Origin of the sequence: Enterococcus casseliflavus NBRC 100478 (assembly GCF_001544095.1) — a bacterium.
Classification (GTDB): Bacteria; Bacillota; Bacilli; order Lactobacillales; family Enterococcaceae; genus Enterococcus_D; species Enterococcus_D casseliflavus.
On record NZ_BCPT01000025.1, the window covers coordinates 1 to 14,918 of the forward strand.

The 14,918-nt window shown below is 36.8% G+C and carries 14 protein-coding genes and 5 pseudogenes; 3 read left to right on the plus strand and 16 right to left on the minus strand.

Annotated features, from left to right (window positions below):
- Positions 1 to 396: 396 nt before the first annotated feature.
- From ECA1_RS15390 to ECA1_RS18090, 3 genes and pseudogenes are all read right to left on the minus strand, one after another.
- Positions 397 to 750 carry a nucleotidyltransferase family protein gene (locus ECA1_RS15390; RefSeq protein ID WP_060792970.1) on the minus strand — a complete coding sequence of 118 codons (354 nt, stop codon included), beginning with the start codon at positions 748 to 750 and terminating at the stop codon, positions 397 to 399.
- 330 nt (positions 751 to 1,080) lie between these two features.
- Positions 1,081 to 1,518, minus strand: a complete 438-nt coding sequence (locus tag ECA1_RS17705; protein WP_016612339.1) for a hypothetical protein — start codon at positions 1,516 to 1,518, stop codon at positions 1,081 to 1,083.
- Positions 1,519 to 2,216: 698 nt separating this feature from the next.
- Positions 2,217 to 2,853: pseudogene (locus ECA1_RS18090) on the minus strand (transposase); the annotation flags it as partial.
- 271 nt (positions 2,854 to 3,124) lie between these two features.
- Between ECA1_RS18090 and ECA1_RS15400 the strand changes: the two are divergent.
- From ECA1_RS15400 to ECA1_RS15410, 3 genes and pseudogenes are all read left to right on the plus strand, one after another.
- A complete protein-coding gene (locus ECA1_RS15400) occupies positions 3,125 to 3,319 on the plus strand; it encodes a hypothetical protein (protein WP_005225228.1) in 195 nt (64 codons plus the stop codon).
- Positions 3,320 to 3,720: 401 nt separating this feature from the next.
- Positions 3,721 to 4,338: a CadD family cadmium resistance transporter gene (locus ECA1_RS15405; protein ID WP_003125451.1), complete on the plus strand. Its 618-nt coding sequence runs from the start codon at positions 3,721 to 3,723 to the stop codon at positions 4,336 to 4,338.
- A 111-nt stretch (positions 4,339 to 4,449) separates the two neighbouring features.
- A pseudogene (locus ECA1_RS15410) lies at positions 4,450 to 4,782 on the plus strand (transposase); the annotation flags it as partial.
- 41 nt (positions 4,783 to 4,823) lie between these two features.
- On the opposite strand, the gene ECA1_RS15415 reads toward ECA1_RS15410, so the two are convergent.
- From ECA1_RS15415 to ECA1_RS15470, 13 genes and pseudogenes are all read right to left on the minus strand, one after another.
- Complete coding sequence (locus ECA1_RS15415) at positions 4,824 to 5,516, minus strand: Crp/Fnr family transcriptional regulator (protein WP_005225225.1); 693 nt, start codon at positions 5,514 to 5,516, stop codon at positions 4,824 to 4,826.
- Positions 5,517 to 5,532: 16 nt separating this feature from the next.
- On the minus strand, positions 5,533 to 6,084 hold the full coding sequence (locus tag ECA1_RS15420) for a Dps family protein (protein WP_060792972.1): 552 nt from the start codon (positions 6,082 to 6,084) through the stop codon (positions 5,533 to 5,535).
- A gap of 1 nt (position 6,085) precedes the next feature.
- On the minus strand, positions 6,086 to 6,322 hold the full coding sequence (locus ECA1_RS15425; RefSeq protein WP_005225223.1) for a heavy-metal-associated domain-containing protein: 237 nt from the start codon (positions 6,320 to 6,322) through the stop codon (positions 6,086 to 6,088).
- A 63-nt stretch (positions 6,323 to 6,385) separates the two neighbouring features.
- Positions 6,386 to 7,054 (minus strand): annotated as a pseudogene (locus tag ECA1_RS15430) (HAD-IC family P-type ATPase); the annotation flags it as partial.
- A 41-nt stretch (positions 7,055 to 7,095) separates the two neighbouring features.
- Positions 7,096 to 9,000 carry a heavy metal translocating P-type ATPase gene (locus ECA1_RS15435; protein WP_060792973.1) on the minus strand — a complete coding sequence of 635 codons (1,905 nt, stop codon included), beginning with the start codon at positions 8,998 to 9,000 and terminating at the stop codon, positions 7,096 to 7,098.
- 319 nt (positions 9,001 to 9,319) lie between these two features.
- Positions 9,320 to 9,553, minus strand: coding sequence for a heavy-metal-associated domain-containing protein (locus ECA1_RS15440; RefSeq protein WP_003125439.1), 234 nt, complete (start codon positions 9,551 to 9,553; stop codon positions 9,320 to 9,322).
- Between the two features lie 146 nt (positions 9,554 to 9,699).
- Positions 9,700 to 10,554: pseudogene (lgt, locus tag ECA1_RS15445) on the minus strand (prolipoprotein diacylglyceryl transferase).
- The gene (locus ECA1_RS15450; RefSeq protein WP_003102891.1) at positions 10,539 to 10,877 is read right to left on the minus strand and encodes a hypothetical protein; all 339 of its coding nucleotides are present in this window, start codon (positions 10,875 to 10,877) and stop codon (positions 10,539 to 10,541) included. The pseudogene lgt and the gene ECA1_RS15450 overlap by 16 nt, the downstream one beginning before the upstream one ends.
- Positions 10,878 to 11,105: 228 nt before the next feature.
- Positions 11,106 to 11,810 carry a Crp/Fnr family transcriptional regulator gene (locus ECA1_RS15455; RefSeq protein ID WP_003125436.1) on the minus strand — a complete coding sequence of 235 codons (705 nt, stop codon included), beginning with the start codon at positions 11,808 to 11,810 and terminating at the stop codon, positions 11,106 to 11,108.
- Between the two features lie 144 nt (positions 11,811 to 11,954).
- Complete coding sequence (locus tag ECA1_RS15460; protein WP_002292150.1) at positions 11,955 to 12,527, minus strand: Dps family protein; 573 nt, start codon at positions 12,525 to 12,527, stop codon at positions 11,955 to 11,957.
- 534 nt (positions 12,528 to 13,061) lie between these two features.
- Positions 13,062 to 13,268, minus strand: a pseudogene (locus ECA1_RS17365) (IS256 family transposase); the annotation flags it as partial.
- A gap of 175 nt (positions 13,269 to 13,443) precedes the next feature.
- Positions 13,444 to 14,208 carry an ABC transporter permease gene (locus tag ECA1_RS15465; RefSeq protein ID WP_002318452.1) on the minus strand — a complete coding sequence of 255 codons (765 nt, stop codon included), beginning with the start codon at positions 14,206 to 14,208 and terminating at the stop codon, positions 13,444 to 13,446.
- Positions 14,205 to 14,858, minus strand: a complete 654-nt coding sequence (locus ECA1_RS15470) for an ABC transporter ATP-binding protein (protein WP_002307505.1) — start codon at positions 14,856 to 14,858, stop codon at positions 14,205 to 14,207. Before ECA1_RS15470 ends, ECA1_RS15465 begins: the two co-directional genes overlap by 4 nt.
- Between the last annotated feature and the right edge of the window lie 60 nt (positions 14,859 to 14,918).

Below are 14,918 nucleotides of genomic sequence, written 5' to 3' on the forward strand. Positions count from 1 at the left end.
GATCGTTTTTTTACATTAAAACTATTTGCGATTTTCTGTCTAAAAAAGTTGGTTACATTCTCAACTTTTATCGGTCAAAAATGTAACCAACTTTAAAATTGCTCAATCCCTTGCAGCACTAAGGTTTTTCTGACCTCGTTACATGTAGGAAGTCGTTTCCTAACCCCCCTATTAGTAAATGGGGGTTCACGGTCACTTCAGCTCGCACAGCAAGCTGAAGTGACACCAGAAAGGCTACAAGGATTTTTTGCTAGCGCAAAAATCCTACAGCGTCTGCACAGCAAACGCTGTACGCCATTTCTCTTTTTTATCATAACGAAAGTAAACTATTTTGCAAATTTTTTTCTCTCTAACTAATCAAAAGTTTTGTAAAAATTGATCAATGGTATCTGCGCTTCAACCCTTTACTTTAAATGAGTCGCTCGTTTTAAAATCATAAATCATTACACAATCTGCTTCTATATTTTCTTTGAGAAGTGGGTTTCTTTTTTGGTTTGTTTCTGCGTTGATTGCACGTAGTGTAATAAGGTCGATCTCTTTTTTTAATGCGCTACTTAATTTACTTTTTAACCGAATCACATCAAATATATTTTGGAGCAAAGACCCTTCACCGTCGATTAAAATATCTAAATCACTGGTTTCTGTTGCTTCGTTTCGAGCGTATGACCCAAACAGAAAAGCTTTTTTTATTTTCCATTCTAAAAATATTGGTGTACATAATTTTTGAATGTCACTAATTGTATAAATCAAATAACCGAACTCCTTGTCTTCAATTTGAATATTAAAATAAAAATGAAAAGCGACAATTATACTCACCGTTTAGGAAAAAATATTGATAAAAAAGGGAAGGAACAGGTAAATCGATTGCTTCTTTTAGATCAAAAAAAGGGAAAGAGCATAAGGTAGATACCCCCACCTTCTAGTTAGAAGGTGGAAAATAGGCTGTGCCTATTGGGTTTTAAGAGATTTCAAAGTGATATCATTGCGGCTTTTTTAGTGGCACCCAGATACCACTACCGATGGCACCTAGGTGGTACTTTTTGTAAAAAGTGCCACCTAGGTGCCACCATCAACCCTCAATTATTTTGGTAAATATTGGGAAACAATATCATTAAAATCACGTTCTTTTTTGACATCTTCTTGAACAGATTTGACCTTTTTCTTTTCTTCTTTCTTTGATTCGTCCTTCCTGTTTTTAAAGCGATAGTTCTTATTTCGAACAACTTTCTTACTCATTGTGACTGCTTCTTGATAAACATCAGAAGAAAAAAGGTCTTGTATTTTGGTATGATCTTGCTCCAATTTTGCATTGGTCATAATCTCTAATAAAGACAAAGAATCCAATACTTTTTTTTCGAAATTTATTTCTTTTCTCACCCGATTAAGTAATTCAAGCAGCGCATATCGAATCATCGGACTATCTTTAATATCCTCGTCAACGGGCAGATAGGTTTTTAATTCTTTCAAAGCATCTTCATGTTCCGTGTCTAAAAATACCGGAATTCGTTTCTTTGACATGTTATCTCACACACCTTTTTTGAGTTCGTCAATTTTCGATTCAATCAACTGAATCGTCTTTTCGATATCAGAAATTTTGGTTTGATTATCTGAAATGTTCCCTTTAAATGATTCAATCGTATTCTCCAAAGTGGTGATTGAATCTTACGTTTTTGCTAACTACTCTCCGACTTGATATTCTTTTTCTTCAGTGAAAGGAGCAATTTTTTCTCGTGCATTTTTTATTTCTTCGACAAGAGATTTGTTCTCTTCCTCAATCATTCTCGGATATAATGAATTTTTAGAATTTGATAATTTCATGAATTTATAAAGAAACTAGACTTTTTGAACCGATCCCCAAAAGTTAGATTCTTAGTCTAACTTATAGGAATCATTTTTTTTATGATAAAATTTAGTTGTGATTTTAAGAAAATAAATGGACAAAATTATCGTAACGATAACTCTTAAATAACAATGAAATGAAAGAAAAGACGAGAATCTTCCAGTACTTCGAGAATCTTGTCTTTTCTTGTTGAATATAAAAAACCGAAAATAGATATATTTTAAAGGCTCTTGTCAATAAATCTAATGGTAATAAGTCAAGTTGAAGATTGAAAATATTTTTATTGTGTAACCTGTTTTGAAGCGCACTTAACTAGCTCCGTCTAAAATCAAATTTTTTACAGGGGATTTCAAGGGTTTGCGTCAATAACAGAATGTTATTTACCTATTACTCTCCTTGGCAACGCGTAGAGTCGATGGTTACGTAGTAGCGTATCCACAAGACGCGTAACTTAAGACGATTGCTCGTTTGTGTTTATATTTGGGACCTCTTTACATTTGCTTTGATAAAAAACTTTATATTCAGGAAGATACTTTTTTATAGAGTTGGTAGCTTTAACTAAGTAGTATCCAAAATAGCGATTCCCTTGTTTTGTCAGAGGTGTATTTTATGACTGACAGTTACCAGATTGTTTGACTTTCGAATATAAGCCTGCATATTTTGCCAATTTTGTTTGATTTTCCAATCGTTCAATTTGACCGATTTCAACGATTAATTAAGTGGAGTACACCTTTCCAATACCTGGAACACCGGGCAAATATTGATATTCTCGAATGCCGACAAATAATTGCTTGATTGCTTTTCCAAGTCTTTGATGTTCTTTTCAAGCGCACGAATTTCACGTACAAGAACACTTAGAACGACATTGATGGATTCTTGTGCAAGTCTACCTAAACGATAACTCATGGTAATTGCACGTTGAATGATTTGGCAATTTTTTCTGGATCTTTAAAGCAACCTTTTCCTTCTTCTTGTAGTAAGTCACAGAACGCCTCTAAGGCTTCTTTAGCTATAGTCGCAGCATCCGCAATATTTCCATAGTTAATGCAATTCCTTTTACGGTATCTTCACCCATGACAACCATTCTAAAAATTTTCGCTAACTCGTCCATTCCAGCTGGAAAAGAATCCCAAAAATCAATATCATAATTACCATTTTAATGATTTGTATTCAAAAATCAGATGAATTGTTTGACGTGGCAATTAATAATAATACTTTAGCAATCAACAAGATGATTGACGGTATGTGGTTAAAGAAGAAAAATAGCTAGGAGATTTTTGAGAGATGACTGGTAAATTTAAAGATGAATTATTAACTGTTGTTGCAGATAATGATTTAAAAAATATTATTCAGTTAAGAAGATACTTTGAAAATCATAGTGATGAATTTACGTTCAAAAATATCACTCGTTTTCATCAAACCATTAATAATAATGTCGATGTTTTTGGTCTATATTTTGAGGGTAATCTTCAAAATTAAATGCACTTAAATATAAAAGCCCCCTGACGAAAGTCGAAGGGGGTTTTTATTTTGGTTTGAGGTTTGCATACCTACCGAAAAGGTAGAGTAGCAAAACGTCAAACAGGTATCAGCTAAATGCCACCATAAGGGTGCGCTGATACTCGGCTCAAAAGAGCCGACAGAGCCGTCTGCAAGACCCCTCGGAGAGCCCACACTTTACCTTGTAAAGTATAGTGAGTTATACTTTACAAGGAAGTAGTCACCGAATTCCAGTTAGAAATTACTTTGTAACTACGTTTTGAGGAGGAGTAAAATGCTTTCCTACGTTCGACATTACCCATTAGCGATAGCTAAATTAATGTGTCTGTGCTCTCCTAAAATCTGCTGATTTATTACTGACTAATACTGGAGGTTTTTTTATGGGACAGACAATCATATCTGCTATTGGTGTTTATATTTCCACCAGTATCGATTATTTAATTATTTTAATTATTTTATTTGCACAGCTATCACAGAATAAACAGAAATGGCATATTTATGCGGGGCAATATCTAGGAACTGGCTTACTTGTAGGGGCGAGTTTAGTTGCTGCTTATGTCGTCAATTTCGTGCCTGAAGCATGGATGGTTGGATTGCTTGGTTTAATCCCTATCTATTTAGGGATTCGCTTTGCAATTGTTGGAGAAGGTGAGGAAGAAGAGGAAGAAATTATTGAAAGATTAGAACAAAGCAAGGCAAATCAACTGTTTTGGACAGTCACATTGCTGACAATTGCGTCTGGCGGAGATAATTTAGGTATCTATATACCTTATTTTGCTTCGTTAGATTGGTCACAGACCCTCGTGGCGTTGCTTGTGTTTGCAATCGGCATAATTATCTTTTGCGAGCTTAGTCGGGTGCTATCTTCTATTCCGTTAATATCCGAGACAATTGAAAAATACGAGCGAATCATTGTGCCCTTAGTATTCATTCCACTTGGACTATACATCATGTATGAAAGTGGCACGATTGAGACTTTTCTGAACTTTATTTTATAGATAAAAAAGCCCCTTAAATGGGGCTTTCAGACTGTAGACAAAGTACTAGTTTTTAGTGCTTTGTCTTTTTTTATCCGTTAAAATAAGAGTATCAATTGGAGGTGTATCCAGATGCTCTCAAAACAAGATATGAGTAAACGCGCACAAATCGGTTTCTTTTCTCTTGAAGACTTGGTCCCACAGGACCATATATTGCGGCAAATAGATCAATGTATTGATTTCTCCTTTATTTATGAATTGGTTAAAGAGAAATACGATGAAATCCAAGGACGTCCTAGCTTGGATCCTATTCTTCTAATTAAATTACCAATGATTCAATATCTATTTGGTATTAAAAGTATGAGACAAACAATAAAAGAAATAGAAGTGAATATCGCTTATCGCTGGTTTTTAGGTTTGAGTTTAGAAGATCCTGTTCCTCATTTTTCAACATTTGGTAAAAATAGTGTTGCTGACCAATACTATTTGACACAGAACCATTTAACTTAACTTGATGCAAATAATAACTTATCTAAATCAAATATCTCAACATATTTTTGAGTATGCTGTTTAATTAAACCTCTCTCTTCCAATGATGAGAACTTACGACTTATTGTTTCTGGGGTTGTACCCAAGTACGAGGCTAGATCTTTTTTCGACATTGGTAAAGTCACATAAGTATGGTTTTCTTCATCTTCAACGTATTCTGATAGAAAATCAATAATACGAGACTCTACTTGCTCCATACCAACCTGCATCGTTTGCTTTTCTGATACCTGTAAACGTTTCGTAACATCTGATAGTATTCTTCTCATAATTTCTGGGTAAGCGCCTAAATAGTCATCCATATCCTTTTTATGAATTCTACATATGCTCACTTCTGATATTGCTTCAGCATAATTAGAATGGTAACTTTCAGTTTGAAAAATAGCCACTTCTCCCATAAAATCACCAGGATTTAATATGCGTACAGTTTGTTCACGACCAGATTCATTTAAGTTATAAACACGTACACGCCCATTATTTATAATATAAAGTGTGTCATCTTTATCACCATTTCCAAATAACAACGCATTCTTTGCATAATGTACTTCTTGCGCTGATTGCGCAATTAAACTCATTTGTTCTTCATTTAGGTGATTAAAAATCGGAACTAAACGTATACAATCTATATGACTATGGTGGTGATGGTGTGCCATACAGCTTTCCTCCTAATTAATCGTTATCTATATAGTCATCATCTTCTAACGCATCCTTGTTAACAAAGGCTTGAAGTTGCCAAATATTTATATCTAAGTAATCTTTATAACTAATTAGTAAATCTTCTAATGCATCATCTGCTTCTTCTTGTGCTAAACGCATTGCACGAACGGTAAATTCACGATTAGTCCTAAAATCTTCTACTAACTGTATGACCATTTCTTCAGCAGAATAATATTTTTCAGACGGATCTTCAGAAATTATTGTAAATTCCTGAAATTCAGTAGTTGTTGAAGCTGGCTTAAATCCTGAAGCTAGTAAACGTTCTGCAATCTTATCAAACCATGTCTCATTCTCATTGTATAAATTCTCAAAAACACTATGCAATGAATAGAAATTTGTGCCTTTCACATACAAATGATATTGATGTAATTTTACATGTAAGGTATGGATATTAGCAAGTATATGATCTGTGACAGCTACAGCATTAATCTTAGTATGATGAATGTGTTCTTTATATGCTTTTTCAGCAGCTAATTTTTCTTGTCTTTCATTTGCTGTTGTCATTTTATACACCTTCCTTTACTTTTGAACTAATAACTGAATATCCTAGGTTTTCAATAGCTCTTTCAATTGTACTCAAATTGACTTGTTCTTCATCAAAATCTACTTTTACCTTACTTGCATTGAACAGTACTTTTACAGAATCTTTTTCTACACCAGCTGTCTGTTTTAAACCACTTTCAATTTTTTGTAAACACGATGGACAAGTTAATGTTTCTAATTTTAATGTTGCTTTAGTCATATCTATCACTCCTTTAAATAAATTATACAGGACATTTCTTTTAAGATAATTGACATAGATCAATTATCTTAATTGATATCTTCTTAATCTCATTGCATTTAAAATAACTACTAAAATACTTGCCTCATGAACTAACATACCTATCGACATAGACATCCATTCACTAAATATTAAACTAACCAATAATATTATCACCACACCAACAGCAATTAAAATATTTTGTCTCATATTCGCATATGTCCCTTTAGCTAAACCTAAAGCATGGGGGAGACGATTAAAATTGGAATTCATTAGAACAATATCTGAACTTTCAATAGCCACATCTGTCCCATTTCCCATAGCAATCCCTACTTCTGCAGTAGCTAGAGAAGGGCTATCGTTCACACCATCACCAATAAAAGCAATAATTTCACCAGTAGACTGTCTTTCTTTTAGAAACGCTTGCTTGTCCTCAGGTAACATATCGCCATGAGCCTCGGTTAATCCTAGCTCCTTTTTAACTAAATTAACTATGCCTTGATTATCCCCTGATAATACAGTGAGATTTTTAACACCAAGTGATTTTAATTTTTGTAGGTCTTGTTTAACACCTGCTCGAACTTGGTCACGGATTCCCATAAAAATAATTAACTTACGATCAACTGCCGTTAATACAATACTCTTCTTTTTTTTCAAGAACTCAAAAAAGCGGAAAATCCCAGATTTAAAAATCTGAGTTTCCGCTTTTGTCATTTCAAGGATGGACTATTGTCTCAGCCTCTTCTAATTTATTCTTAAGATATTTTTACTTTCTCTGCAGGTGCTGATACTTCTTTTTGTTCTTTTCGACCTTTCAACTTATACTTCATTAATCTCATGCCATTGAAAATTACCACCAAGATACTACCTTCATGAACCAACATTCCGATAGACATATTCATCCATTCGCTGAAGAAGACGCTGGTCAACAAGACCAACACTACTCCAATTGAAATCACGATATTTTGTTTCATATTATTTGCGGTGGCTTTTACTAATCCTAATGCGTGAGGCAAGTTGCTGAAGTTCGAGTTCATTAAAACGACATCGGATGTTTCAATCGCTACGTCCGTTCCGCTTCCCATTGCGATTCCAATGTCTGCTAAAGCTAAGGACGGACTATCGTTAACGCCATCTCCAACAAAGGCTACAATTTGACCACGTTGTTGAAGTTTTCCGATATAAGCCGATTTGTCTTCCGGCAACATGTGGCCGTGAGCTTCGGTCAAACCAAGTTCGCCGGCGACCACATCAACGGTTCCTTGGTTATCTCCTGAAAGAACGACTAGATTTTTCACGCCCAAGTCTTTTAATTCCTGCAAATTAGCTTTCACACCCGGACGGACTTGATCGCGAATGCCCATCAGTACTTTTAATTCACCGTCGACCGCTGTCAAAACGAGAGAGTTCCCTTGTTGTTCAAACCGTTTGACATCTTTTTGCACTTTTTTGCTGAGAGTGACATTTTCTTTTTCCATCAAGGCCACATTCCCAACAGCCACTCTATGTCCAGCTACACTTGAAACGATTCCGCCGCCTTTCACGACTTCAGTTCCTTCAACAGGATAAAAATTTGTTTCTCCAATTTGATTTAAGACCGCTTTTGCTAATGGATGATCTGATTCCCGTTCCACACTGGCCAGATAGCCAAGCGTTTCAGCAGAATCTTTTTCATACAGTTCAGTCGCTGCAACGGTTGGGTTTCCGACAGTTAAAGTACCTGTCTTATCAAATACAATTGTATCCACATTGCTGAAGTCTTGAATGACTTCACTCCCTTTTAAAAGAACACCGTTACGAGCACCATTCCCGATACCGGCAACGTTTGAGACAGGCACTCCGATAACTAATGCGCCTGGGCAACCTAGAACCAAGATGGTGATTGCTAACTCAATATTTTGACTGAACGCCCATACAACAATTGCCAGAACCAAGACAGCTGGTGTGTAGTATTTAGAAAAGCGATCAATGAACCGTTCCGCTTCGGATTTAGAATCTTGTGCTTCTTCCACGAGTTCAATAATTTTTCCAAATGTGGTGTCCTCACCAACTCGGTCAGCTCTGATCTGAATCGTTCCGTTTTCTAAAATGGTTCCTGCAAAAACTTCTGCATCAGCTAGCTTGTTGACCGGAACAGCTTCCCCTGTAATGCTAGCTTCATTGATATGCCCTTCGCCCGTAAGGACTGTGCCATCCACTGGAACTTTCGCACCCGTTTTAACGAGCAAGATATCCCCTTCATCTACATCATCCACTTCTACTTCTTCAAATTCGCCATTATCCATGTGTTTCAAGGCGCTTTCGGGTGCCATTTCAGTCAATTCTTTGATAGCAGATCGCGTTTGGTTCAATGTTCGTTGTTCCAAGTAGTGTCCGAATAAGAATAAGAACGTGACAATAGCCGATTCTTCATAATTTTGAATAAAAAGCGCACCAATCGCTGCAATACTGACTAAGACATCAATACTGATGACTTTGACTTTCATTGCTTGAAACGCTTGAATGGCAATTGGCGTAATCCCAAAGACAGAGGCGATGATCAAAGACCACTCTGAAAGTCCTACGTTTTCTAAAACAAAGTGACTGAAGAAACCGAGTGCGATTAACAATCCACTGATGACGGTGATAACATTTTTCTTGCTTAATATATATTGTTGCATGCTTTTTCCCTCCAAATTTAATTTCTCTTTTATTGATAAACACAGTATAAGATAATTGCCTAAGTAATTAATTGACTGACATCAAGTTTTGAAAAAATACGTGTCCCTTCTCACTATTTTTTTGATCTAACAGCCTCAATGACACTTATTCCTCTTTACAGTTATAACGATACCCTCTTTTTATCGAATAAAAATTTACGGCTATCAAGTTTAGAAAGTTCTCTTTTATCGTTTCTAAGCACCTCGAATCGGATTGCAACAAAAAAGCAATCCCGGAAAAATAGCTTTTCTTCCAGAATTGCCTAGTTCATTTAATCTGTTAAGCGGCCTTGACTTTTGCTTTAAGGACCGGATAGCCTACGTTTTCGATAGCTTTTTGAATCTCTTCAATCGAAGTGACAGCTGAATCAAAATTGGTTTTGACTTTGCTGGAGTTGAATAATACTTTAATGCTGTCTTTATCAATACCGTTAACTGATTTCAAGGCACCTTCAATTTTTTGCATACAACTTGGACAAGACAACGTTTCTAATTGCAATATAGCTTTTTCCATAATTCCTATCTCCTTTATGTGTTTTTATTTTATCCGCAGCAGATTAATGAACACTGCCTTTTCCTCTTTACAACTGTAGTATATCTCACTTTTAGCAAACGAAAATTGACGCATATCAAGTTTTGCACTTCTTTTTATCTTTTTGCTCAATTCACCATCTTAATAGTCTTTTTCTGCCCCTTATTGCCATCAGAATAATAATAAATTGGTGGATAGTCTTGTCTGCGTATAAACCATACTACAATCGCGCCAATAAACAGGGCCAGAGACAAGGCTTGTGAAACGCGGATCTACTCGCCAATCCATAAACTGTCCGTTCGCATACCTTCAATGAAGAACCGACCCACTGAGTACCACAAAACGTAACTCAAAGCGACTTCTCCTTGACGCAAAAGCTGTTTTCGGTTCCGTATAGTGACGATGAGGACAAAGCCCAACAAACTCCACAATGACTCGTATAAAAAAGTCGGATGGTAGTAGGTACCATTGATATTCATTTGTTCAATGATAAATTCAGGTAAATAAAGATTTTCCAAGAATTGACGAGTAACCGGTCCACCATGAGCTTCCTGATTCATAAAATTGCCCCAACGACCAATGGACTGGGCTAACAATACATTGGGCGCTAAAATATCAAGAACGAGTGCCAAAGAAGTACCTTTTTTCTTTGCATACCAATATAGCGTACCCCCTCCTGCAATCAATCCCCCATAAATCGCAATGCCGCCATTCAAAATCGCAAGGATTTGTCCTGGATTTTGCAGATAATAACCAAGTTCAAATAACACATAATAAAGCCGAGCGCCGAGGAGTCCAATCGGAATTGCCCATAAGGCCATATCGATAATGGTATCCTCTTCCAGTCCTTTTTTCTTTGCTTCCTTGGTGCTCAACTGGAGAGCCGCTAATATGCCCGCTGCAATAATGACTCCATACCAATGAATCACAACAGAACCAATCTCCACCGCATGGGGATTCAAAACGCCTAATACGAATTCCATTCTATTTGCTCCATTTCTTCAATTTTTCGCGTCATTCTAGTCATGGTGATGCTGAACAAGATTCCGGCTAAGCTCCATGGAAACCAAACAGTGAATACACTTTTATCTCCCTGGTCACTCGCTTCGTAATACGCCACTTTTCCGTGTCCGATTACGCCGGCTCCTTTTACAACTTCCTCTTCTTTTTCCATAGCTAACCTATCTGCCTCAACAACGTTAGACGTTTTTGCTTCGCCGCCAATCGTGTTCTTGGTGAAAGGGACGACAAAGAATGCACCCGCTGCTGACAACGTGATGGCAACTATCACCCAAAAATAATGCACATTCACCCCTACTTATTTTTACGTTTTGTTCGACAACCCTATCTTAAAGAAAAATAAAACAAAAAAACTTGAGGGTTATCATGTTTGTGCTTTTATTTTTCCAATGAATGAAGGTCGTTCTGTCTTAAAAAAGCCAAAAACGGACAGATGGAAGCAAAAGCACTGAGTTCTGTCCCGTTGTTAATGAAGAGCGACAGAACACCAACGTGTAGAAAAAAGTGTGTCCGATTATTCGCTGTAAAGCAATAAATCATCTAAATCCTGAATCTTGATCCTTTTCCCAGACAGCTGTTGAATCAATCCCTCGTCCTCCAATTCTCCAAATTTGCGACTGATGGTCTCAGGTGTCGTTCCTAAATAGGAAGCAATGTCCTTTTTTTCCATCGGCAGGGTGATGGTGGGAGAGTTGCCCATTTCAGGTTCCACATTTTCTGCCAAAAACAAAACTAAACGGGTAATGACACTCTCCAAGGCTACTTGTGTCGTTTGACGTTCTGAACTTTCTAACCGTTTAGACATTTCCGCCAATAGTTTTAAAGAAATAGCTGGGTATTGTTCCAGAAAATCTTGGACATCTTTTTGCTGAATCATACAGACAACGGTATCTCGGGTTGCTTCGGCATATTCCTCGTGTACTGCATCCGGGTTGAACAAGGTCCATTCTCCGGTGAAATCACCAGGGTTCAAGATCCGCACTAGCTGCTCTTTGCCAGAGTCTGCCAATCGATAAATACGGATTTTCCCACGATTGATAATATATAAAGTATCCTCTTTTTCTTGTGAACGAAACAGAAACTCTCCTTTTTGATACTGTTTCGTGTGGGCTTTTTCAGCAATGTAATTCATCGCGCTATCCTCTAAGTGATTGAATATTGGAACCAAGCGGATACAGGCTGCGTGGTCGCCAATTTCATGATGGGTATGTTTAGTCAATTCATTCTCCCCCTTTATTTATTTTGTTTATATTCGCTGCTTTTATTATATAAGTCTCTTACTACAAAAAAATTGATGCACATCAAGAAAATGGAAAAAGGACTGGAAAGAATTCCAATCCCTAAATCAGCTTCTACTTTTACCTTAATCTTCATCCTCATCAAGAGCGTCATCATCTTCTAATGCTTCTTTACCAATGAACGCTTGCAGCATCCAAATGTTCTTGTCTAAGTCATTTTTAAAAGCAATCAATGTATCTTCTAAAGCATCGTCACCCTCGTCTTGAGCTAAACGAATCGCGCGAATAGTTAGGTCACGAGTGCTTCTGAAGTCCTCGATAATATTTTCAACCATGTCTTCTGCTTTAGCGTATTTATTAACTGCATCTTCCGAAAGCATCGAATATTTTTCAAATTCAACCGTTGTCGAAGCAGGTTTATGCCCAGAAGTAATTAGACGCTCCGCAAGTTTGTCGAACCATTTTTCATTTTCGTTATACAACTCTTCAAATTTTTCATGCAACGTAAAGAAATTGGCTCCTTTTACATACCAGTGATATTGGTGCAGTTTCACATGTAATGTATGCATGTTGCCTAAAAGATGATCCGCAATGGCCGCTGCATTAATTTTCGTATGATGAACATGTTCCTTGTGTTCTTGTTCTTCTTGCAATCTTTCTTGGGGTGTTCTTTCTTGAGTAGCTTTATTTTCAGTCATGATTTATTCCTCCTATAATTTTGGTTTGTTTAAAATAGCTTTCTTTGATTCCTCCTTTTTCTTTACTGAATTTAGTATAGGATAGATTTCCGTTAAAAAAATTGACGCTCATCAAGAAAAGTATTTCTTAATAGACGCCAGGCTTCTCTATTAAATTCAACTGAAATAATCAAAGGAATGAAGTCGTTCCCTCCAAACAAAAATTTCATTAAAGTAGGGCCTAAAAAAAGAATAGCAACTATACTTTGTCAAGAGACCTGACTGCTATTTTTTTGCTTGTTATTCTTCAATTACCAAATGTCTTGCCTTGCAGTATATTTAATGCTCTTTCTCACTAGTGTTGCATGCAACACTAGTGAGAAAGAGTATTAATAAGATTAACCTAGAAGAATAACTTTACTTTATTTATGTCATACCATAAATAAAAATTGAAAAGAATTTTTTATTTATTTTTAGTAGATCGATTAATAGGAGTTTTAGCTTGGGAGCGTCAATAATTTTGTGTAAATGGTTCTTTCCTACTGTAGATTGTTTCTAATTCTCCATCGGTTGACTCAGCATTTGTTCGAGCTCGCCTTCGGCCTGTTGGAAACCTTTATGACTGCGACCTAGGAATTTTTGGTTGTGAGTATCAAAAGACGAGACTAAGAAACGTTCCATCGACTCTTCATTTTGGAACTGTTCCTTGCGGTGGCTGTATTTCTTGATTTGCTTATTAAAGGATTCAATCAATCCAGTTGCTGCACTATATAAAAAATTTCATCATAGTTTCGCCCTAGTCGTTCCAAAGATTCGATGACAAAAATATCCTTCTTCCTTAAAAAATGAAGTTCTTTTTGCAATTATTCTCGTGAGGTCTTCTTTTAACTACATAAAATTGTAACCACTGGTTTTAAGAGTAGTGTATCATCCCAAATCATATAATTAATTGACTGCGATTGTTATAAAACTCACGGTAAGCCATATAACTAGCAATAAACGAAGAAATCGCAGTAACTGAAATCAACATAAACATCACAACAATTTGGTAACGAATCGCTTGAACAGGATCAATTCCCGCAAAAATCAACCCTGACATCATACCTGGTAGGCTGACAAGTCCAACCGTTTTTGTTCGGTCAATAGAAGGAGCCATGCCCGTTTTGACGCTTTCTCTTACAATACTCATGGACGCTTGTTTTTTATTGGCTCCCAATGCCAATTTTTCCAATACCTGTTGGCGTTGGTCCGTAAATTTTGAATTCAAAGACCGATAGGTCACTCCAATCGCAGTCATGGCGTTGCTGGCAATCATGCCTGTAATTGGAACGATTTGGGAAGGGGACCAGTCAATGACTCCTGAAAAAACAAGAATGAGTAAGGACAAGGCTGTTCCTACTCCAATAGCCGTCGTTGAAATTTTAAAAGAGCGGTTGATCCCCTCACTGCGTGTATGGGCGTTATAAGAAGCGTTGAACACAATGAACAAAACCATCGCTAAAGTGAGAAAGTTGTTATCCACTCGTAATACGTAGCTCAATACATATCCAATAAGGAATAATTGAACGACAGCGCGAATTCCCGCAATAAAAATGTCGTTTCCTAATCCCAATTTCTCTTTGTAATCAATCAACAAGGCAACTATCAAGAGGACAGAGGATAAAAGCAAAGAAAGATTACTGATTTCCAAATTGTTTGTCATTTCGATTCCTCCATTTTTCCACCTTTGATAGTAATCAGACGAGAAGCTTGGTCGATTTCTTCCTGGTTGTGAGTGACGGCCAACACCGTAGTTTGTTGGTCTTTCATCATGTCTCGGACTAAATCAAGGACAATCGCTCTGTTTTCTTGGTCCAATGAACTGGTAACTTCATCCAGGAGCAACACTTTCGGTTGATACATCAAATTTCGGACCAATGCAACCCGTTGTTTTTCCCCTCCTGATAGTTCCTTGACCTCTTTCGATAAGTAAGTTTCAGGTATTTGAACTCGTTCTAACAATTTTTTTGCACGTTCCCGATCAAATCCTTCTTCTCTTATGCGGGCAGGAAAAGACAAGTTCTCTTGAACTGTCTCATCGAATAGAGAAGCGTTTTGAAAGAAATAAGAGACTTCTTTTCTATACTCCACAGGATCGATTTTTTGCAGATCCGTACCTCGATAATAAATTTTTCCGGAAGTTGGGGAAAGCAGCGTACCAATTAATTTCAAAAGGGTACTTTTTCCACTTCCAGAAGGACCAGAAAAAACAATCACTTCCCCTTTGTTTACTGTAAAAGAGATATCTTGAAGGATTTGGTTTCCGTTTGCCTGAAAACCAACCTTCTCTAATTGAAACAATGAATCACTCATACCACATCTCTCCTTTATAAAAAAGCCCTGCACCAGTGGACCATCCATACGGGTGCAGGG

Coding starts and splice junctions, on each gene's coding strand:
- ECA1_RS15470 (WP_002307505.1), bottom strand. CDS start 14,858: ATGAGTGATTCATTGTTTCAATTAGAGAAGGTTGGTTTTCAGGCAAAC.
- ECA1_RS15415 (WP_005225225.1), bottom strand. CDS start 5,516: ATGGCACACCATCACCACCATAGTCATATAGATTGTATACGTTTAGTT.
- ECA1_RS15460 (WP_002292150.1), bottom strand. CDS start 12,527: ATGACTGAAAATAAAGCTACTCAAGAAAGAACACCCCAAGAAAGATTG.
- ECA1_RS15420 (WP_060792972.1), bottom strand. CDS start 6,084: ATGACAACAGCAAATGAAAGACAAGAAAAATTAGCTGCTGAAAAAGCA.
- ECA1_RS15440 (WP_003125439.1), bottom strand. CDS start 9,553: ATGGAAAAAGCTATATTGCAATTAGAAACGTTGTCTTGTCCAAGTTGT.
- ECA1_RS15400 (WP_005225228.1), top strand. CDS start 3,125: ATGACTGGTAAATTTAAAGATGAATTATTAACTGTTGTTGCAGATAAT.
- ECA1_RS15465 (WP_002318452.1), bottom strand. CDS start 14,208: ATGACAAACAATTTGGAAATCAGTAATCTTTCTTTGCTTTTATCCTCT.
- ECA1_RS15435 (WP_060792973.1), bottom strand. CDS start 9,000: ATGCAACAATATATATTAAGCAAGAAAAATGTTATCACCGTCATCAGT.
- ECA1_RS15405 (WP_003125451.1), top strand. CDS start 3,721: ATGGGACAGACAATCATATCTGCTATTGGTGTTTATATTTCCACCAGT.
- ECA1_RS17705 (WP_016612339.1), bottom strand. CDS start 1,518: ATGTCAAAGAAACGAATTCCGGTATTTTTAGACACGGAACATGAAGAT.
- ECA1_RS15425 (WP_005225223.1), bottom strand. CDS start 6,322: ATGACTAAAGCAACATTAAAATTAGAAACATTAACTTGTCCATCGTGT.